This is a genomic window from Telmatospirillum siberiense (assembly GCF_002845745.1).
Lineage (GTDB): Bacteria > Pseudomonadota > Alphaproteobacteria > Rhodospirillales > Magnetospirillaceae > Telmatospirillum > Telmatospirillum siberiense.
In genome coordinates, this window is the sequence record NZ_PIUM01000043.1 from 1 (window position 1) to 21,357 (window position 21,357).

General features: G+C 64.1%; 13 protein-coding genes and 1 pseudogene. 7 read left to right on the forward strand and 7 right to left on the reverse strand.

The window, feature by feature from the left end; genetic code table 11:
- Nucleotides 1–331 precede the first annotated feature (331 nt).
- The 7 genes and pseudogenes from aroD to CWS72_RS24750 form a co-directional block, all read right to left on the reverse strand.
- Nucleotides 332–1,114, reverse strand: coding sequence for a type I 3-dehydroquinate dehydratase (gene aroD / locus CWS72_RS24720; RefSeq protein WP_101253332.1), 783 nt, complete (start codon nt 1,112–1,114; stop codon nt 332–334).
- A gap of 395 nt (nt 1,115–1,509) precedes the next feature.
- A pseudogene (locus CWS72_RS24725) lies at nt 1,510–2,754 on the reverse strand (malic enzyme-like NAD(P)-binding protein); the annotation flags it as partial.
- Nucleotides 2,755–3,137: 383 nt separating this feature from the next.
- The gene (locus tag CWS72_RS24730) at nt 3,138–4,049 is read right to left on the reverse strand and encodes a LysR substrate-binding domain-containing protein (RefSeq protein ID WP_101253334.1); all 912 of its coding nucleotides are present in this window, start codon (nt 4,047–4,049) and stop codon (nt 3,138–3,140) included.
- 85 nt (nt 4,050–4,134) lie between these two features.
- The gene (locus CWS72_RS24735) at nt 4,135–5,457 is read right to left on the reverse strand and encodes a DUF3422 family protein (RefSeq protein ID WP_101253335.1); all 1,323 of its coding nucleotides are present in this window, start codon (nt 5,455–5,457) and stop codon (nt 4,135–4,137) included.
- A gap of 104 nt (nt 5,458–5,561) precedes the next feature.
- Nucleotides 5,562–6,554: an alpha/beta hydrolase family protein gene (locus CWS72_RS24740; protein ID WP_101253336.1), complete on the reverse strand. Its 993-nt coding sequence runs from the start codon at nt 6,552–6,554 to the stop codon at nt 5,562–5,564.
- Nucleotides 6,551–6,853, reverse strand: a complete 303-nt coding sequence (locus tag CWS72_RS24745) for a winged helix-turn-helix domain-containing protein (protein ID WP_101253337.1) — start codon at nt 6,851–6,853, stop codon at nt 6,551–6,553. Before CWS72_RS24745 ends, CWS72_RS24740 begins: the two co-directional genes overlap by 4 nt.
- Nucleotides 6,850–7,422, reverse strand: a complete 573-nt coding sequence (locus CWS72_RS24750; RefSeq protein ID WP_101253338.1) for a hypothetical protein — start codon at nt 7,420–7,422, stop codon at nt 6,850–6,852. Before CWS72_RS24750 ends, CWS72_RS24745 begins: the two co-directional genes overlap by 4 nt.
- 412 nt (nt 7,423–7,834) lie before the next feature.
- On the opposite strand from CWS72_RS24750, the gene CWS72_RS24755 reads away from it, so the two are divergent.
- The 7 genes from CWS72_RS24755 to CWS72_RS24785 all read left to right on the forward strand — a co-directional run bounded on the left by CWS72_RS24755 (nt 7,835) and on the right by CWS72_RS24785 (nt 21,337).
- A complete protein-coding gene (locus CWS72_RS24755; RefSeq protein WP_101253339.1) occupies nt 7,835–14,953 on the forward strand; it encodes an ice nucleation protein in 7,119 nt (2,372 codons plus the stop codon).
- 197 nt (nt 14,954–15,150) lie between these two features.
- A complete protein-coding gene (locus CWS72_RS24760; RefSeq protein WP_101253340.1) occupies nt 15,151–15,891 on the forward strand; it encodes a FadR/GntR family transcriptional regulator in 741 nt (246 codons plus the stop codon).
- Nucleotides 15,878–16,903: an ABC transporter ATP-binding protein gene (locus tag CWS72_RS24765; RefSeq protein ID WP_101253341.1), complete on the forward strand. Its 1,026-nt coding sequence runs from the start codon at nt 15,878–15,880 to the stop codon at nt 16,901–16,903. Before CWS72_RS24760 ends, CWS72_RS24765 begins: the two co-directional genes overlap by 14 nt.
- Nucleotides 16,900–17,991, forward strand: a complete 1,092-nt coding sequence (locus CWS72_RS24770) for an ABC transporter ATP-binding protein (RefSeq protein ID WP_101253342.1) — start codon at nt 16,900–16,902, stop codon at nt 17,989–17,991. Before CWS72_RS24765 ends, CWS72_RS24770 begins: the two co-directional genes overlap by 4 nt.
- Nucleotides 17,992–18,003: 12 nt before the next feature.
- Nucleotides 18,004–19,533 (forward strand): ABC transporter substrate-binding protein, encoded by a 1,530-nt coding sequence (locus CWS72_RS24775; protein WP_101253366.1) that lies wholly within the window; start codon nt 18,004–18,006, stop codon nt 19,531–19,533.
- A gap of 29 nt (nt 19,534–19,562) precedes the next feature.
- Nucleotides 19,563–20,510, forward strand: coding sequence for an ABC transporter permease (locus CWS72_RS24780; protein ID WP_101253343.1), 948 nt, complete (start codon nt 19,563–19,565; stop codon nt 20,508–20,510).
- Nucleotides 20,507–21,337 (forward strand): ABC transporter permease, encoded by an 831-nt coding sequence (locus tag CWS72_RS24785; protein WP_101253344.1) that lies wholly within the window; start codon nt 20,507–20,509, stop codon nt 21,335–21,337. The genes CWS72_RS24780 and CWS72_RS24785 overlap by 4 nt, the downstream gene beginning before the upstream one ends.
- Nucleotides 21,338–21,357 lie beyond the last annotated feature (20 nt).

Consider the following 21,357-nt stretch of genomic DNA (forward strand, 5'->3'; position numbering starts at 1 on the left):
GTCTATCTGGGCTCCGCCGAACTGGCCGCCGTCTGCGCCCTGCTCGGCCGGATCCCGACGGTGGAGGAATATGTCGCGCGGACCGGAGTCATCGGCGAGAAGGCCAAGGACATCTATCGCTACATGAACTTCGATCAGATCGATGAATTCACCCGGATGGCGAAGGCCGTGTGATTCAATGCCCGGTGGCGCCGGCCGGATTGCCGGCGCCACCGGGACCGATTAGGGCTTGTCGCGAAATAATCGCTCCAAACCCTTCGTTTCATATGACGCTTCCGCTCCGCTCCAGCGGGCTCAGGGCCTGTTGATTCAATAATTTATCAACAGGCCCTTACTGACCGGTTACCGCCTTGCGGACGGTGGCGAGCGTCGCGCGCAAGTCCTCGATGGCGATTTGTCCGGGCGCGGAGCTGCTTTTGCCGACGGCAAACGTCGCCGCCGAGCCATAGACCCATCCCATGATCCGCGACAGCGAACCGATACCGCCCATCGACATGCTGATCAAGGGTAGCTGGATGGTCTGCCGGGCTCGATCGGTTGCCGCCAGCAGCGCCAGCACGTCCTGGACGTCTTTCGGCATGACCGCCACCTTGGCGACGTCGGCCCCCAACCGTTGGGCGTCCGCGAATTTGCTGTCCAGCGTGGCCGCATCCGGCGTCATCTGGAAATTGTGATAGGACATGATCAGCCCGATGCCGTTGGCCACCGACACCTCGCGCAGCCGTCGCAGGTCGTCGGGCGCATTGGACAATTCATAGTCGATCATTTCCACGCAACGGGCCTGACAGGCCGCGGCATACATCTCGACGACCGCGGCTTCGGCGATGGCGATCGGTTCTCCCCCCTCGGTCGCGTTACGTCGGGTCAAGAGGACGGGAATGCCGCCCGCGGCCCGGCGGATGGCCTGCGCGGTCTCGATCACGGCCAAGCTGTCGCCGATGCCGCCAAAGAAATCGATCCGCCATTCCAGTAGGTCCGGCCGCTTCGGCACGATCGCCGCGACCTCTTCGAGGATGGCCGGCGTCGTTTTCCCGACCAGTGGCGTGATGATGATCGGCAGCGCTCCGCCACCCAACGGCTTGCCTTGTATCTGGATTGGCTTGGTCTGATTCATGGTCGTCGTCCTCGTGATGCATTGGCGCCGACAGGCGTTTATTCGGATGTCGTGCGGAAAAAAAGATAACAACAAACGCCTCGTTTGGCTAAGCGCATGCCTCTCTATTTTCGGCGGGCAACATCCTCGGAGCTGGGCTATGGCGAAGCAATCCCGACGTCTCTGCCCATAGGCGCCGGTACCACGAGGGGAAAAGGGCTAAAAGCGGAGGGGAGCAGGTAAACGCCGGCCGGCCACGGTCCCGGCGGCGAGATTCGGGCCGGTAGGGGTATTCGAAAAAATGCCCCAAAGGAGGAAGAGCCTGATTCGATCAGCTTGTGAATCAGGCTCTTCCCTGGGGTTTATTCGGCAGCCTTGGCGGCGAAGCCGGAAGCCGCCGGGGTCATGATCCGGACCAGATGGGCTTTGTAGGCGTCGAAGTCCTGAATGGGGCGGGTGGCGACCCCGCTGTCCATGGCGGCCTTGGCCACCGCGCTGGCCACTTCGACGATCAGGCGAGGGTCGAAGGGTTTGGGCAGGATGTTGTCGCGTCCGAAGGTGAGGCTTTCACCGGGATAGGCGGCGGCGACCACCGGCAGGGGCTCGGCCCGGGCCAACTCGGCAATGGCGCGAACGGCGGCCAGCTTCATCTCTTCGTTGATGGTGGTGGCGCCGACGTCCAGCGTGCCACGGAACAGGAAGGGGAAGCACAGCACGTTGTTGACCTGGTTCGGATAGTCCGAGCGTCCGGTGGCGACGATGGCGTTGGGACGCGCCTGGCGGGCGAGTTCCGGACGGATTTCCGGTTCCGGATTGGCCAGGGCGAAGATCAGGGGCTGGTCGGCCATCTTGGCGACCATCTCCGGCTTCAGGACACCGGCGGCGGCCAGCCCCAGGAACACGTCGGCTCCCTTGATGGCGTCGTCCAGGGTCCGGGCCTCGGTCTCCCGCGCGTAGGATTGCTTGAAGCTGTTCATGCCGATGGTGCGACCGGCGTAGACGACGCCCTTGCTGTCGACCAGCGTCACGTTTTCTCGCTTCAGCCCTAAGCTGTGCAGCAGATTGAGGCAGGCGATTCCGGCGGCGCCGGCACCGATGGTGACCAGCTTGATGTCTTCGATCTTCTTGCCGACCAGATGCAGGGCGTTCAGCGCGGCGGCGCAGACGACGATGGCGGTACCGTGCTGATCGTCATGGAAGACGGGGATCTTCATGCGCTGGCGCAGCTTCTGTTCGACCTCGAAGCATTCCGGCGCCTTGATGTCTTCCAGATTGATGCCGCCGAAGGTCGGCTCCAGGCGGGCGATGACCTCGACCAGCATGGCCGGATCCTTTTCGTCGACCTCGATGTCGAAAACATCGACATTGGCGAATTTCTTGAACAGGACGGCCTTGCCCTCCATCACCGGCTTGGAGGCCAGCGCGCCGATGTCGCCAAGCCCGAGAACGGCGGTGCCGTTGCTGATCACGGCGACCAGATTGCTGCGTGCGGTATATTCCGCGGCCAGGGCCGGTTCCTTGGCGATCATTTCGCAAGGCACGGCGACGCCCGGCGAATAGGCCAGGGCCAGATCGTTCTGGGTGTCCATCGGCTTGGTGGCGACGATGGCCAGCTTGCCCGGATTGGGGGAGCGGTGATAGCGGAGAGCGGCGTCCTTCATCTTCGATTCCTCAAAAAAAATCGGCTTGGGAGCTGTTTGGCCTGCTATTCAAAAATGGAATAGAATTTCCATTTAGAATAAAAATTTCCCCGGTTTTGCCCGAGGAGCCTTCACCCAATGTCCGGCGCGATCGGGCTAATCCCTTAATCGTTGGAAAGACCCAGATTCAATATGGGCATGCTGGGTCATGTGGCCTGACCTGTCCAATGCCGAAACGGAAAGGGTTATGCGGGAAATTTATAGTTTTTCCGTTGCGGAGAACGGGGGCGAGCCCGACGACCGGCCTGATGGCCGGTCCGGACATAAACGGCGTCATTGCTTTGTTTCGCGCGGGATGGCATGGCGGTTGAGCGAGCCCGTTTTTCCGGACGAACGCTCAATCGTCAGCCGATGCCGGCCGACTGCCGCGATGTCAAAACGGCATGCTCCCAAACGGCGGCGGCGGCCGGCGGCAGGCGGTTGGCCGATCGATAAAGGCGGATGTCGAGTGACAGTTCCCATGCCGGTCCGCCGACCGGCACCAGCTTCTTGCGTTCCAGTTCCTGGGCGATCGAGCTGACCGGCAGCCAGGCCAGCCCATGACCTTCGAGAACCATCGCCTTCAACGCTTCCGCCATGGAATTCTCGTAGCAGGTCTCGAATTGATGGTCCGGATTGCGCTTCAGAATATGTTCGACGATCCGGCAGAGATAGGTGTTGGCCGAATAGGCCATGTAGCGGACGGGATCTTCCTTGGTGCCGGGAAATCCCGATCGATCGGTGGCTTGGGCGACCACCGGCAACAGGCGGTCCTGTCCCACCAGGACCGACGGGAACTGCGTCGGATCCAGCATGATGGGAACGGCCTGATGGGAAAAGGAGAGAAGAAAGTCGCAATGGCCTTCGCTCAAGGCCTCGACGCAATCATGCATGTCTCCGGAAAACAGCCGCGTCGTCAGCGTGCCCAGATAGCTTTCGATATCGCGCAGCCATCGGGGAAAGAAGGTGAGGGTGATCGTGCTCAAGGCGGCGAAGCGGAGCGCCGGGCGGGTGCGAGCCCGCTCCAACTGGAATTCGTCCCTCTGCTGGCCCAGAAGGGTCAGCACTTCCTCGGCGGTGGTGCGGAAGGCCCGGCCGGCGGCGGTCATGGTGGTGGGATAGGTCGAGCGATCGATGAGTTCCGTGCCCAGCCAGACTTCCAGCGCCCTGATCCGCCGGCTGAATGCCGGCTGAGTGACGTTGCGTTCGGCGGCGGAGCGGGAAAAGCTGCCCGTGTTGGCGAGGCTGATGAAGTCCTCAAGCCATTTCAGATCCATTGTTCCATTCTTCCTGTTTACTGAAATCCGCCAGGCCGGGCCTCCGAAGCCCGAGCCCGCCGAAAGCGGAGCGGCGGCGGTGAGGTCATTCCTTCTCGCTTCCGTCGCCGATGGCCCGGCGCAGGCGATGGATGCCCAGCCAGGCCATGCCGGCCATCACCGGCAGGCCGACCAGTCCGGCGATGTCGCTGTCCATCGGCAGTCCGGCGGCCTTCAGACCTTTGGAGACATACCCCAAAAGTCCCAGCAGATAATAGCTGATCGCCACCACCGACAGGCCTTCCACCGTCTGTTGCAGGCGAAGCTGCAGTTTGGCCCGGCGATTCATCGATTTCAGCAGATCGCGGTTTTTCTCCTCCAGGGCGATGTCGACCCGGGTGCGCAGCAGCCCGCCCACCCGGGACACGCGCCGGGCCAGCAACTGCAGTCTTTCTGCGGCCGACTCGCAGGTCTTCATGGCGGGGTCCAGGCGCCTTTCCATGAATTCTTCCACTATTTGGCTGCCGGCGATGCGCTCTTCCCGCAATTCGGCGATGCGACTCTGGACGATGGCGTTATAGGCACGGGCGGCCGACAGCCGGAAGCCGGAAGCGGCGTCGAGCTGTTCCGCCTCGGCCGCCATGCGGGTCAGCCGTTCCAGCAGTTCACGGTCGTTCTGCTGTATCGCCGGATCGGCCAGTTGGGTGACGATGCCGGCCAGGTCCCGGTCGACGCGTGCGATCTCGGCCGAGGTCTGGCGGGCCAGCGGAAAGGACAGCAGCGCCATCATGCGGTAGGTCTCGATTTCCGTCAGCCGCTGCACCAGACGTCCGGTTTGACCGGGGGTCAAGCCGTTGTCGCGTACCAGCATGCGGCCGAAGCCGTCGGCGTGCAGGCGGAAATCGGTCCATAATTCGGCGCTGCCGCCCTGGACCCGGCTCCCGATCAGGGGATTGCCGCCGAAAATAGGGGTCATGTCGTCCATCTGGTCGCGCAGCACGGCGACATGGATCGCCGTCAGCAACTGTCCAGGCATCCGTTCCAGCCAATCGGCAGGGACCAGATCGATCGCCGTTTCGCTGAACGGCGTCGAGGCGGCATCGAAGCGCAGGAAGGTATAGGTGGAAAATTCGCTGTGACGTTCCCAACGCAGACGGATGCCGCCGAGGTCGCGGCTGAAATAGATGGCGCTGTCGCCCGGTGGTTCGGCGCCGTGGGCCTCCAGCAGTTGGCCGAGATGCCGCAATTCGTTCGCCGCCGAGGGGCCCAGCAGCGCCAGATGCGACGCCCGTACCGGAGCCTCCAGCATTTCGAAGGGGCGCGCATGAACCTCTCCCGCCAGCGCCAGACGCTGCGGATGCTGGGTCAGTCCAATCAGGCGTGACCCGGCCGGTCGTTCCGGCTTGCTCTCGGGAGTTCCGTCGGCCATTGCTCGCTACCATGTCCAGATGGGCAGGCCAGCCGCCCGGTGTCTCCCACCATAGCCGAAGCCGTCTGTGCCGAGAAGCGGTGTCGTGGGCGGAGCCTTGCCACCTATTGCGTCTTCAGCGTTCTCTTGAAGAAGGTGATCGCCCTGCGTTGCAGGTCCGCGAGAAAGGCGGGGCGGTCGAAGCCGGGCGGATCGGTGCAGATTTCGGGGGCGCGGGCGAGGAGGATGTCGCTGCAGGGGGACAGGAAGGCGAAATGTCCGGCGCCTTCGATCCGATGCACCTCCACCGGGCCGGGGAGCAGATGGGCGACTTGTTCGGCGTCCGGGGCCACCTCGTCCCGTTCGGCGATCCACAATTGCACCGGCACCCTGACGGAGGCTAATCCGTCGGGAGTGAAAGCCGCGGCCATCGCCGGCGCCATGAGCACCGCCGCTCCGATTCGCCGGTCGGGGGCGAGTATCGATGGCAGCGGCGTGCCATTCAACGCCTCTCCATTGCGCTGTCTGGCCTTATTGCATCCCCAGTCGTCGGGATTGTCTTGGCAGTAGGCGACAAGCCGGCCGAGTTCCGCCCTGCCGCCAATGGCGACCAGGGCGGTGGTCCCACCGGCCGAATGGCCGAAGATGCCGATGCGTGCCGGATCGATGACGACGTGCCGTGACCAATCGGTCAACATATAATCGATCACCCGACGAACATGCCGGACCCGGTTGGTCAGATTGGCGGAGGTGAAGGAATTTGCCTGATCCTGATAATTGTCGCCGGTATGGGTTACGGCGACGGCGACGAATCCCGCCTTGGCAAAGGCGATGGCGGAATCGTGGGAATTAAAAAGCGATCCGCCGGTGCCGTGGGACAACACGATAAGCGGCAGGTGATCGCCGTGGACGGTTCCGTTCTGGGTTACGGTTTGGCGGAAGGGTCCGAAGATTTGTTCACCGGCTTCGTCATCGCTCGGATACCAGATCGCCAGTTGCAACGGTTTGCCGTCGGGATCCGACGCGGTGCCCCACTGGAAACCGACGGCTTCCGCCGGCCCGGCCGGACAGAGGCCCAGAATGGTCAGGACGATGGCCGCCAAGTGGGATTTGTTCATGATTGTCCTCCTGTCTCGATGATTTCGCACAGATAGGCGACATGTTCGGTAAAGGCCCTGCGTCCGGAGGGGGTGGCCATCACCCGGGTCTGCGGCTTGCGTCCCTCAAATCGTTTCTCGATCTCGACGTAGCCGGCTTTTTCCAGGGTGGCGAGATGGGTGCCCAAGTTGCCGTCGGTGGTTTCCACGATGGCCCTGAGGTGGGTGAATTCCAGGGAGGCGTTGGGCCCGAGGCGGTTCAGCGAGGCCATTATCTTGAGCCTGGTCGCCTGATGGATGATGGGATTACCGTCGCTCATAGCGAGGCGCCCCTGTGGCGTAGCCAAAGGCCGGCAAGGATCAGCGTGCCGCCGTTGAAGACCATCATCCAGGCGGAAAACGAGGCGCCGCTATACCAGAAACCGGCCAAGGTGAGCACCGTGACGACGATGCCGAAGACGATGAAGATGCGCCCTACCCAAAGACCGGCCAATACATAGCCCAGCATGAACAGCAACGCCCAAAAGGCGTCCAGGTGCCGGCCATCGAATGGGCCGAGAACATAAACCACCAGAAGGCCGAAAGCCGTCAGGGCGCACTGGGCGAATACCAGGCGCCATCCCAGCCGCATTTGCGTGGGCGTCAGACCCCGGGCTCGACGGCGCAGCAGGAACGGCATGGCGATGAAACCCACACCTTGGAGGATGGGCCATGCCGTCCCGGCAAGGCGTGGGTAAGCCTGGCCGATGGCATAACCGATGGTAGTGATGGTCCCCCACAGGATAAGGATCGATCCGCTGATTCCATAAAACACCGTCTCCCAGGTCCGCCGCTCGACGCGTTCAATATCCGCCAGGGCGGTCAGGGCATCCTGTCGATCGAGATTCATGATCGCGGAACCTCATGTTGTAAAAAGTACTCTGTACCACAGAGTTCTTTTTATTAATAGGGGGGACGGCACCGGAAAACAATCCCGGGGTTGCGGAAAGGAGGACTCGCAAACAAATGATTTACCCGGCAGCAAATGCCCGGTCTGCGGTGGAATATTGCCTATGATTGCCGGCTCGATGAGCCTGGATAAGGCGAGCAAAAGAGGGGAGGAGTCCGGTTTGGCTCGGTCTCGATAGAATGGCATGACTATTGCAACATATCCTCCCGTAGGGCACCCGGTAATAGGCCATCGCGATGTTTTGTAGGGAAACGTCGTTCGTGGATGTGGCTTTCGCTTGCCGGTGAAGATTAAGGGGCTAATCGCTATGGTTTCGGCTATCTCGTCGTACAGCACTGCTCAAATCCAGAGTATGACGCTGACCGATATCCAAGGGCTGACGGCGACGGATATGGCGGCTCTGGCGACGACCCAGATCGACGCCCTGACCACCACGGAAATCACCGAGCTCAGCGCCACCCAGCTTTCCGAACTGTCGACACGCCAGGTATCGGCGCTGATGACCACCCAGATCGCCGCAATGACGTCTGGGCAAGTCGCCTTCAGCGCGGCTCAGCTGGCGGTTCTGAACATTACGCAGTTCGAAGCCTTCGGCACCGATGTGATCGCCAACCTGACCAGCACCGAGATGAAGGGGCTGACGACCACCGAATTGGCCGCCCTGACGCCGGTCCAGTTCGCGGTCCTGGCATCGACCCAGCTCGCCAGTCTCAGCACCGCGCAGATGAAAGGCCTGACTTCCACCGAGATGGCTGCCATATCGGCGACGCAGCTGTCCGGTCTGGCGGCGACGCAGATCGGCGCCTTGACGACGACGGCGATGTCGGGAATGAGCGCCTCGATACTCGGCAACCTGACTTCCACGCAGCTTTCCGGCTTTGCGTCGACGCAGATCGCCTCCCTCTCCCTGGCGCAGCTTGCCGGAGTTACCGCAACGGAGATCGGCGAACTCGCCACCACGCAAATCATCGGCCTGACAGCCGACCAGTTGTCGTCCCTGGACAGCACGCAATTCGGCGCCCTGACCTCGACCCAGGTCGGCGCCCTGACAACCGCCCAGATCAAGGTGTTATCGACCACTCAGATCGCCTCCCTGACATCGACGCAATTCAGCGGTCTGACGGCGATCCAGATCGGAGCGCTGACCTCGGCCCTGTTCGGTGCGCTGGACACGGCCGAAGTCGGCGAGATGACCTCGACCCAGGTCAAGGGATTGAGCAGCACCGAGGTGGCGGCGCTGAGCACCACCCAACTCGGCGCCCTGACGCCCACCGAAATCGGAGCATTGACCCAGACGGCATTGGCCGGCTTGACCTCGACGGAGATTGGCGCGCTGACCGCGGCGCAGTTGGGCGCCCTGGCCTCAACGCAGATAGCCGTCTTGTCGACGTCGGCCATAACGGGGTTGTCATCGACGCAGCTCGCGTCACTTTCGACAACCCAGCTTGGGGGCCTGAGCCAGGCGCAGATCGGCGTTCTGACGGTGACGCAATTCGGCGGTTTGAATACGACCGACATCGGAGTGCTCACGACGACGCAGCTCAAGGCTTTGACGTCGACCGACGTTGGGGGCTTGACCTCGATACAGCTGGCCGCCTTGTCCGCCACTCAATTGGCGTCGCTGACGACGGCGGCGCTCTCCGGCCTGACCTCGACACAGCTGGGAAATCTGACATCGACGCAACTGGTCGCTCTGACGACCAGTCAGGTAGCGTCGCTGACGACCGGGCAGCTTGCGGGTTTGAGCTCGACGGAAGTCGGTGAACTGACCAATACGCAGGTTGCCAGCCTGACCGCCACGCAGCTGGCGGCCCTCGATGCCACGCAATTCGGCGCTCTGAGCTCCACCCAGATCGGAGCATTGACGAGCGCGCAGGTCAAACTGTTGTCGACCACGCAGATCTCAACCCTGACCTCGACGCAATTCGCCGGTCTGAGCTCTACCCAGATCGGAGCCTTGACCACGACATTGCTCGGTTCTCTGAATGCCGCCGAAATCGGCGAGATGACCTCGACCCAGATCAAGGGGTTGCTGGGCACCGAGGTGGCGGCTTTGAACGCGACGCAGATCGGCGCCTTGCAGTCCTCGGAAATCGCCGCGCTGACCCAGGCCGGCGTCGGTGGTTTGACGTCGACGGACCTAGGCCTTTTGACGACGGCGCAATTGGGTGGATTTACCGCGACTCAGTTGGCCTGGTTGTCGACGACGGCCCTTGGCGGATTGACGGCGACGCAGCTTCCCGATCTGACGACGACGCAGTTCTCCGGCCTGACGGCGACGCAAATCGGCAGCCTGACGGCGACGCAGATTGGCGGCTTGAGCACGACGGAGGTCAGTGCCTTGAGCGCGACGCAGATGAAGGGTCTGACCTCGACGGCGGTTGCGGCCTTGTCGGCGGCGCAGTTGGGGGTGGTGACCTCGACCCAGTTATCGGCCCTGACGGTGACGGCCTTGGGCGGCCTGACCTCGACCTCGATCGGCAGCCTGGCGGCGACACAGCTTTCCGGCCTGGCGGCGACGCAGATCGCCGGCCTGACGACGACGCAGCTGGGCGGCTTGACCGCGGTGGAAGTCGGTGAGCTGAGCAATACGCAGGTCGCCGGCCTGACCGCCACGCAACTGGCCGCACTCGATGCCACCCAGCTCGGCGCCTTGACGGCGACGCAGCTGGCAGCTCTCAGCGCGGCGCAGATCAAGACGCTGTCGAGCGCTCAGGTGACGTCGCTGACGACGACGCAATTCTCCGGCCTGACGGCGACCCAGTTGGGTTCGTTGAGCACGACGCAGATCGGAGGCTTAAGCGCGGCGGAGATCGGCGTCATGACGACGACGCAGGTCAAGGGATTGACGTCGAGCGAGATCGGGGCGCTGACCGGGGCGCAACTGGGGGCCTTGTCGCCGACCCAGTTGGGGGTTCTGAGCACGTCGGCGCTGGGTGGCCTGAACGCGACGGCGCTTTCCAATCTGACGACGACGCAACTGGGCGGCTTGACCTCGACCCAGTTGGCATCGCTGACGACGACGCAACTGTCGGGCTTAAGCGCGACGGAAGTCTCCGATCTGACGACGACGCAGCTCGCCGGCTTGACGGCGTCCCAGCTGGGATCGGTCACGGCGACGCAGATCGGCGGCTTGAGCACGACGGATGTCAGCGCCTTGAGCGCGACGCAAGTCAAGGGGTTGAGTTCGACGGCGGTGGCGGCCTTGTCGGCGGCGCAGTTGGGGGTGATGACCTCGACCCAGTTGGCGGCCCTGACGACGACGGCATTGGCCGGCCTGACCTCGACGCAGCTGTCGAGCTTGACGACGACGCAACTCGCCGGGTTGACGGCAACGCAGGCCGGCGGCCTGACGGCGACGCAGATTTCCGGCTTGAGCACGACGGATGTCAGTGCCTTGAGCGTGACGCAGATGAAGGGGCTGACCTCGACGGCGGTTGCGGCCCTGTCGGCGGCGCAGTTGGGGGTGGTGACCTCGACGCAGCTGGCGGCCCTGACGGTGACGGCCTTGGGCGGCCTGACCTCGACCTCGATCGGCAGCCTGGCGGCGACACAGCTTTCCGGTCTGGCGGCGACGCAGATCGCCGGCCTGACGACGACGCAGCTGGGCGGCTTGACCGCGGTGGAAGTCGGTGAGCTGACCAATACGCAGGTCGCCGGCCTGACCGCCACGCAACTGGCCGCACTCGATGCCACCCAGCTCGGCGCCTTGACGGCGACGCAGCTGGCGGCTCTCAGCGCGGCGCAGATCAAGACGCTGTCGAGCACTCAGGTGACGTCGCTGACGACGACGCAATTCTCCGGCCTGACGGCGACCCAGTTGGGTTCGTTGAGCACGACGCAGATCGGAGGCTTAAGCGCGGCGGAGATCGGCGTCATGACGACGACGCAGGTCAAGGGGTTGACGTCGAGCGAGATCGGGGCGCTGACTGGGGCGCAACTGGGGGCCTTGTCACCGACCCAGCTGGGGGTTCTGAGCACGTCGGCGCTGGGCGGCCTGAACGCGACAGCGCTTTCCAATCTGACGACGACCCAGCTTGGCGGCTTGACCTCGACCCAGTTGGCATCGCTGACGACGACGCAGCTGTCGGGCTTAAGCGCGACGGAAGTCTCCGATCTGACGACGACGCAGCTCGCCGGCTTGACGGCGTCCCAGCTGGGATCGGTCACGGCGACGCAGATCGGCGGCTTGAGCACGACGGATGTCAGTGCCTTGAGCGTGACGCAGATGAAGGGGTTGACCTCGACGGCGGTGGCGGCCTTGTCCGCTGCGCAGCTGGGGGTGGTGACCTCGACGCAGCTGGCGGCCTTGACGACGACGGCCTTGGCCGGCCTGACCTCGACGCAGCTGTCGAGCTTGACGACGACGCAACTCGCCGGGTTGACGGCAACGCAGGCCGGCGGCCTGACGGCGACGCAGATTTCCGGCTTGAGCACGACGGATGTCAGTGCCTTGAGCGTGACGCAGATGAAGGGGCTGACCTCGACGGCGGTTGCGGCCCTATCGGCGGCGCAGTTGGGGGTGGTGACCTCGACGCAGCTGGCGGCCCTGACGGTGACGGCCTTGGGCGGCCTGACCTCGACCTCGATCGGCAGTCTGGCGGCGACGCAGCTTTCCGGTCTGGCGGCGACGCAGATCGCCGGCCTGACGACGACGCAGCTGGGCGGCTTGACCGCGGTGGAAGTCGGTGAGCTGACCAATACGCAGGTCGCCGGCCTGACCGCCACGCAACTGGCCGCGCTCGATGCCACCCAGCTCGGCGCCTTGACGGCGACGCAGCTGGCGGCTCTCAGCGCGGCGCAGATCAAGACGCTGTCGAGCACTCAGGTGACGTCGCTGACGACGACGCAATTCTCCGGCCTGACGGCGACCCAGTTGGGTTCGTTGAGCACGACGCAGATCGGAGGCTTAAGCGCGGCGGAGATCGGCGTCATGACGACGACGCAGGTCAAGGGGTTGACGTCGAGCGAGATCGGGGCGCTGACCGGGGCGCAACTGGGGGCCTTGTCACCGACCCAGCTGGGGGTCCTGAGCACGTCCGCACTGGGCGGCCTGAACGCGACGGCGCTTTCCAATCTGACGACGACGCAACTGGGCGGCTTGACCTCGACCCAGTTGGCATCGCTGACGACGACGCAACTGTCGGGCTTAAGCGCGACGGAAGTCTCCGATCTGACGACGACGCAGCTCGCCGGCTTGACGGCGTCCCAGCTGGGATCGGTCACGGCGACGCAGATCGGCGGCTTGAGCACGACGGATGTCAGTGCCTTGAGCGCGACGCAGATGAAGGGGCTGACCTCGACGGCGGTGGCGGCCTTGTCCGCTGCGCAGTTGGGGGTGGTGACCTCGACGCAGTTGGCGGCCTTGACGGTGACGGCCTTGGGCGGCCTGACCTCGACCTCGATCGGCAGCCTGGCGGCGACGCAGCTTTCCGGTCTGGCGGCGACGCAGATCTCCGGCCTGACGACGACGCAGATGGGCGGCCTGACCACGACGGAAGTCGGCGAACTGACCAATACGCAGCTTCTTGGGCTGACGGGCACACAACTATCGTCGTTGGCGGGAACTCAATTGGCGGCGTTGGCCTCGTCGCAGTTGGCCGTATTGACGACAGCGCAGATCAAGACCTTGTCCGCGAGCCAGATCGGCGCCTTGACGACGACCCAGCTCGGCGGCCTGACCGCCACTCAGCTGGGGGCTTTGACGACGACGGAGATCGCGGGCTTGAGTACGGTGGAAATCGGCTCGCTGAACGGCACTCAATTGAAAGGCCTGACCGGAACGGAACTCGTCAATTTAACGACAACCCAGCTCGCGGCCTTGTCGGCAACGCAGATCGGAGGACTGACGACAACGGCGGTGGGAGGGTTGACCGCGACGGTGGTCGCCGATTTGACGACGACCCAGCTTGGCGGCCTGACCTCGTCTCAGATGGCGTCGCTGACAACGACGGCGTTGTCCGGTCTGACGGCGACGCAAATCGGTGATTTGACGGCAACCCAGCTCGGTGGTTTGACGGCAACGCAGATCAGCGCCATCGGCGCGACGCAGATCGGTGGATTGAACACCACGGCGATCAGCGGGTTGACCGTCACCCAGATCAAAGGCATGAGCAGTACCGAAGTCGGCAGTTTGGCTGCGACCCAGCTCGGGGCCTTGTCGGCAACCCAGATCGGGGCGTTGACCACCACCGCATTGGGCGGCCTGACCTCGACCCAGGTCGGTGATTTGACGGTCACCCAGCTCGCCGGCCTGACGGCCACTCAAATGGCCGCATTGGCCGCGACTCAGCTCGCCGGTTTCAGTACGACGGACGTTGCAGCCTTGAGCGGTACCCAGATCAAGGGACTGGTCAGCAGCGAAGTGGCCAATCTGACGGCGACGCAACTCGCGGCCCTGAGCTCGGCACAGCTTGGTGCCCTGACCACGGCGGCATTGGGCGGCCTCAGCGCGACGGCGATCGCTGGTTTGACGACGACGCAGCTGGGGGGGCTGACCTCCTCGCAGATCACCGCCTTGACGACCGCGCAGCTTTCCGGACTGGACGCCACCGACGTCGGCGCCTTGGCCAATACGCAGATCACCGCTCTGAGCTTGACCCAACTGGGCGCACTGACGGCGACACAATTCGGAGCGCTGACGGCGACACAGCTCGGAGCCATGAGCGTCGTACAGATCAAGGAATTGTCTTCCAGCCAGGTTTCCTTGCTGACATCGACGCAACTTACCGGCCTGACGATGACGCAGATCAGTGCCCTTACCACGTCACAGCTCGGCGCTTTGTCGACGACGGACGTCGCCACTTTGTCGACCACCCAGGTCAAGGGACTGGCGGCAACGGGCGTTGCGGCTCTTTCGACGACACAGATCGGCGTCTTGTCGCCAACCCAGATGGGAGCCCTGAGCACGGCGGCGTTGACGGGTCTGACCGCCGCCCAGATCGCCGCTCTGAGCATCACGCAATTGAGTGGTTTCACGGCCACGCAGGTAGGGGTGTTGACGTCGACGGAACTCGGGGCTCTGACGACGGCCGACATCTCGGCGATGACTGTTACTCAGTTGGCCGGCTTGGTGAAGGCGCAACTGAATGCCCTGTCCACGGCTCAATTGGACTCCCTGGGGACCACCCAGATCGCGTCGTTGTCCAGCACGCAGCTTAACGGCCTGACGACGACGGCGATCGACGCTTTGACGACGACGCAAATTACCGCCTTGACGCCGTCCCAGATCAGTTCCCTGGCCACGACCGAGCTCAACAGTCTCACGTCCAGCGAAATCGCCGCCTTGACGACGGCTCAGATCAGCAGCCTGAAGACGTCGCAGATCGCCAATTTGTCGACCACCACTCTCAGTGCCTTGACGACGACCGAGATCGGGGCTTTGAGCAGCACCCAGGCCCATGCCTTGACCGATACCCAGATCGTCAGCATGACGACCCAGCAGTTTTCCGCACTGAAAAGCGTCTGGTGACGCGCATTTCTTGAGCGGCGGGCGGGGAGTGCTGCCTGTTTCTTGGGCGGAGGTGTCGATCTTCGCCCATCCGGGGAAAACCTGATCGGCAAAATGGCGCAACTCCGGACCAATTTTAGAATTGGTCCGGATCTTGCTGATGACCTTCTCATTGGTTCCCGAGTCGTTGGGGAACCACTTTGAGAATTGGTTTGCGGATGGACCCTACGGTTGCCCCCCAGGACGGTGCGCAGAATTCCAATCTGGCCTTGGCCGAGATCAGGCGGCTTATCGATAGATTGATCGCAGCCGGCGATCAACGGTTGCCACCGGAACGGCGTCTTGCCGAAGATTTCAAGGTCGGTCGGCGGGCGGTGCGGCGTGCTCTTGAAGTGCTGGATGCCGAAGGCGTGCTGCGGCGCCGTCACGGCAGCGGCAACTTCATCGCGCTTCGATCCGGGCCGCCGGTCGCCGAGCCGCCGGGAGAGACGGCGCTGTTCGACATTGCGGAGCGCTCGACGCCGATCGAGGTGATGGAGGTGCGCCTGCATGTCGAGCCGGCTCTGGCGCGGCTGGCGGCGCTGAAGGCGCGCCGGGACGATATCGAGCAATTGCGCCGCCTGGCCGACAAAGCGGCGGCGAGCGAGGACGCCGACGGCCACGAGCTATGGGACGGGGCCTTCCATCGCAAGATCGCGCAGGCGGCCGGGAACTCGTTGTTCCTGGCTCTGTTCGACGCCGTAGACCATGTCCGTGAACACCAGCCCTGGCGAGTCCTGCGTCAAAGGGCGCGGTCGCAGGCCCGGCACGCCGTTTATATCGAACATCACGAGCGGATCGTTCAGGCGATCGCCGCCCGTGACGCCATGGCCGCCGGCGCGGCCATGCGCGAGCATCTGAGGGCCTTGCAGGAGGCTTTGACGGCATGCCTGACGGAGGACGGGAATGACGGCGGCTGACGTGACGCTCTCCCAAGCTTGCGGCCAGGCCGAGGATACCGTTCTCGCCGTCGAGGGCTTATCCATCGGCTTCGGTTCCTCTCCCGTCGATCTGGTCGACGACGTCTCTTTCCGCGTGGGACGGGGACGGACCCTGGCCATCGTCGGTGAGTCGGGCTGCGGCAAAAGCATCACCTCGCTGGCCCTGATGGGCCTGCTGCCATCGCCGCCGGCCCGGATCGCCCATCGCTCGGCCCGCTTTCTCGGGCGCGACCCGCTGACCCTGGGCCAACGGGCTTTCGCCGATCTTCGCGGCGACCGCATGGCGATGATCTTTCAGGAGCCGATGACCTCGCTCAATCCGGTGTTCACCGTCGGCCAGCAGATCATCGAGGGCGTCCTGCGCCATAAGGATGTCGGTTGGAACGAGGCCCGGGCGCGGGCGGTGGCCATGCTCGCCCGGGTGCGGATCGCCGGGGCGGAACGGCGCCTCGGTGCCTATCCTCACGAATTGTCGGGCGGAATGCGTCAAAGGGTGATGATCGCCATGGCCCTGGTCAATCAGCCCGATCTCCTGATCGCCGATGAGCCGACCACCGCCCTCGACGTCACCATCCAGGCGCAGATCCTCAGTCTGATCGAAGAGTTGCAGGCGACGACGGGAACGGCCGTCCTCTTGATCACCCATGATTTGGGCGTGGTCGCCGAAACCGCGCATGACGTGATCGTCATGTATGCCGGACGCGTCGTCGAAAGCGGGCCGGTCGAGGCGCTGTTTTCCGACCCCCAGCATCCCTACACCATCGGACTGATGGGAGCGATGCCGTCGATGGGGCGCCGCGAGGGACGGCTCCTGTCCATTCCGGGGGCCGTGCCGCCGCCGTCCCGCTTTCCCGCCGGCTGCCGGTTCGCCACCCGCTGTCCCTTCGCCGACGACCGTTGCCATGCCCAAAAGCCGCCGATGGTCGAGGCCGGCCCGGGGCACGCCGTGCGCTGCTGGAAGGCCCCCCTGGAAGAGTATCTGCCGTCATGACGCCGCTTTCCCGCCCGATCATCGAGACGGTCGGTCTCGAAAAGCATTTCCATCTTCCGGCGGGACCGTTCCGGCCGGCAGCCACCTTGCGTGCTGTGGACGGTATCGATCTTGCCGTCAGGGAAGGCGAGACGCTGGCACTGGTCGGTGAGTCCGGCTGCGGCAAGTCCACCTTGGGGCGGATGCTGGTCGGCCTGCTGGATCCCTCCGGCGGCGACGTCGTCTATCGGGGTCGCAATCTGGCCGCCTTCACCAGGCCGGAGTTGCGCAGCTTGCGCCGGGAGTTGCAGATCATCTTCCAGGATCCGTTCTCCTCGCTCAATCCGCGGATGCTGGTCTCGGACATTGTCGGCGAGCCCCTGTGGCTGCATGAGGGGCTTGGCCGGCGAGCGCGCGGCGAGCGGGTGGCCGAACTGCTTTCCCTGGTCGGTCTGTCGCCCGAGCATGGCGAACGCTATCCCCATGAATTTTCGGGCGGCCAGCGCCAGCGCATCGGCATTGCCCGCGCCCTGGCCTGCGGGCCCAAAGTGATCGTCGGCGACGAACCCGTCTCGGCCCTCGATATCTCGGTGCAGGCGCAGATCGTCAATCTGCTGGAGGATCTCAAGGAGCGGCTGGGGCTGACCCTGATCGTGGTGGCTCATGGCTTGGGGGTGATCCGTCACATGAGCGATCGCGTGGCGGTGATGTATCTGGGGGAAATCGTCGAGATGGCGGAGACCGACGCCTTGTTCGACTCTCCTTTGCATCCCTACAGCCGGGCCTTGCTGGCGGCCAATCCGCGCGCCGTCGCGGGGGACCGGCGGCCGCGCCGCCTGCTGGAGGGCGAGGTGCCCAGCCCGACGGCCCCCCCGTCGGGCTGCCGGTTCCACACCCGCTGCCCCCATGCCCAGGCGATTTGCGCGGAGAGCCGCCCGCGGCTGGCCCCGGCGGGTACGGCGCCACGCCAGGTGGCCTGTCATTTCTGGGCCGAGATCGCCGAAGGCGAGGTCGCGCACCTCCCGTCTCCCGTCCGCCCCCCCGCTCTTACCCGGCGGCTCGCGCTGTTCAGCGAGTCGTCGAACGCCCATCTTCGTCACGAGGAATAAGGACCAATGCCGATGACTTTTTCCTTTCTCCCATCCCGTTGGCGTCCGGCGGCGATCGCCGGTCTTGCCGCCTTGTTCCTCGGCTCCGGCGCCGCCACGGCGGCAACCACCCTGCGCATCGGCCTTCAGGACGATGCCGACGCCCTCGATCCCCATCTGTCGAGGAGTTATGTCGGACGGATCGTTTTCGCTTCGCTGTGCGACAAGCTGGTCGATGTCGACGCCTCGCTGAAATTCGTTCCCCAGCTGGCCACCGAATGGAACTGGGGCAACAACGGCAAGACGCTGACCATGAAGCTGCGTCCCGGTGTCAAATTCCATGATGGGACGAGCTTCGACGCGGCGGCGGTGAAGGCCAATATCGAACGCGCCAAGACCCTGCCGGAATCGGTGCGCAAGAACGAGTTGTCCATGGTCGACAAGGTGACGGTGGAGGGGCCGTTGACCGTCGTCTTCGAACTGAAGCAGCCCGACGTCACTCTGCTTGCCCAATTGTCGGACCGCGCCGGCATGATGATCTCGCCGGCCGCCGCCGCCAAATCCGATTTCGCCACCCATCCGGTCTGCGCCGGCCCCTACCAGTTCGTCGAACGCGTGCAGCAGGGCCGGATCGTCTTGCAGAAATTCGCCGACTACTGGGACAAGGACGCTTACCGGATCGACCGGGTCGAGTTTCTGCCGATCCCCGACACCACGGTACGGCTGGCCAATCTGAAATCGGGCGGCCTCGACCTCATCGAGCGTGTGGCCGCCAGCGACATCAGGTCGATCAAGGCCTCGCCCGGCCTGCAACTGGCGACCTCGCCGGGGCTCGGCTATCAATCGATCGAGATCAATGTCGGCAATGGCGACAAATCCAAGACGGCCTTCGGACAGAACAAGCTGTTGCGGCAGGCCTTCTCGCTGGCCATCGACCGCGAGGCGATCAATCAGGCGGTTTTCGACGGCGTCTTCACGCCCGGCAATCAGTCGCTGCCGCCCTCCAATCCCTATTACGCCAAGGATTTCCCCGTGCAGGGACGGGACATCGAAAGAGCCAGGCAATTGGTGAAGCAAGCGGGCGGCGGGCCGGTCGCCATCGAAATGCTGACCCCCAACAATCCCGTCCTGATGCAGGTCGCTCAGGTGATCCAGGCGATGGTTGGTGAAGCCGGCTTCGAGGTCAGCCTGAAAGCGACCGAGTTCGCCACCCTGCTCAGCGATACCCAGAAGGGCAATTTCCAGGCCGCGCTGTTCGCCTGGTCGGGGCGAACCGATCCCGACGGCAACATCGGCCCCTTCATGGCTTGCGGGGCCGGTCTCAACGATCCGCGTTATTGCAACGCCGATGTCGACAAGGCGCTGGCCAGCGCCCGCGGCACCTCATCGCCCGACGAGCGGAAAGCCTTCTATGCCAAGGCGGCGGCCCATTACCTGGAGGATCTGCCGATCCTCTATCTCTATCACGAGACGCGTCTTTTCGCGGTTTCGAAGAAGGTCTCCGGGTTTGCCGCCCATCCTGACGGGCTGGTCCGCCTGCGCGGCGTTTCCTTGAGCAACTGAGAAATGGCCATCGTCGCCGAGGCGCCATCATGCTGAGCTTCGTTCTCCGCCGTCTTGCCGTGATGGCGCCGACCCTTGTCCTGGTCTCGATGCTGGTCTTCTCGTTGCAGAAGCTGCTGCCGGGCGATCCGGTGCTGGCGATGGCCGGCGAGGACAGGGATCCCGCCGTCATCGCCCAATTGCGTGAGCGGTACGGCTTCAATGATCCGGTGCCCGTCCAGTATCTGCATTGGGCGCGGCAGGTGGCTCATGGCGATCTCGGCATGTCCCTGCGCACCCACCAGACCGTCGCGGCACTGCTGGCCGAGAAGCTGCCACCCACCATCGAACTGGCCATATTGTCCCTGCTGGTCGCCCTGGTCGTCGGCATTCCCGCCGGTATCGCGTCGGCGGTGCGCAAGGGGACGATGACCGACCATGTGGCCAATGTCGTCGCCCTCTCGGGTCTGTCGATTCCGCATTTCTGGTTGGGAATTCTGCTGATTTTGCTGTTTTCTGTGACCCTTCGCTGGCTGCCGGCCGTCGGCTACGTGCCTTTCGCGGGCGATCCCGCCGGCAATCTGATCGCCATGATCATGCCGGCCGTGGTGGTCGGCGGCGGCTTGGCGGCGGTTCTCATGCGTCATACCCGCAGCGCCATGCTGGGTGTGCTGAACAGCGATTACGTTCGTACGGCCCGCGCCAAGGGCTTGCTGTTCCGCGCGGTGATTCTGCGTCACGCCTTCCGCAACGCGCTGTTTCCCATCGTCACCATGAGCACCCTGCTGTTCGGCGAACTGCTGGGGGGCGCCGTGCTGACCGAGCAGGTGTTCACCATTCCCGGATTCGGCAAGCTGATGGTCGATGCGGTGTTCAACCGCGATTACGCGGTGGTCCAGGGCGTGGTCCTCTGCGTGGCCGCCGCCTTCCTGCTGCTCAATCTGGCCGCCGACGTGGTCTATATGCTGATCAATCCCCGTCTCAGGAGGCCGCGATGAAAAGTCGCCGGCTGGGTAAGTTCCTGCGCCATCACAGCGCGGTTGCCGGGTTGGCCGTCGTCGCCTTCTTCGTCGCCGTCGCCATCCTGGCTCCGCTGATAATGCCGGACGATCCGCTGAAGACGAATTTCCTGGCGGTTCGCAAGGCGCCGTCAATGGCCCATTGGCTGGGCACCGACGAACTCGGGCGGGACATCCTGTCGCGGATGATGTTGGGGGCGCGGGCCTCCCTGCTGGCCGGCGGCATTTCGGTCGTCATCGCCATGGCGGTCGGCGTGCCGCTGGGACTGATCGCCGGTTATTTCGGCAAGGCGACCGATATGGTGATCTCCCGCCTGACCGAAGCCATGCTGTCTTGTCCCTTTCTCATCCTGGCCATCACCCTGGGCGCCTTCCTGGGGCCCAGCCTCGGCAATGCGATGATCGCCATCGCCTTGTCGGCGGCGCCGATCTTCATCCGGCTGACCCGGGGCGAGGTGATGTCGGTGAGCCGCGAGGATTATGTGGACGGCGCCCGGGCCATCGGATTGCCGCACCGTTGGATCATCATCCGTTACGTTTTGCCCAACATCCTCTCGCCGCTCCTGGTGCAGGCCACCCTGACCGTGGCCACGGCGATCATCGCCGAGGCCAGCCTGTCCTTTCTGGGCCTGGGCCAGCAGCCTCCGGCTCCGTCCTGGGGCGCCATGTTGAATGTCGCCAAGAATTTTCTCGAACAGGCGCCCTGGATGTCGGTTTCACCGGGCATCGCGATCTTTCTTGTCGTCCTGGGGCTCAATCTGCTAGGCGACGGTCTCAGGGATGCCCTTGATCCAAGGGGCGATTGAAACCAAGTCCCAATCCCTTT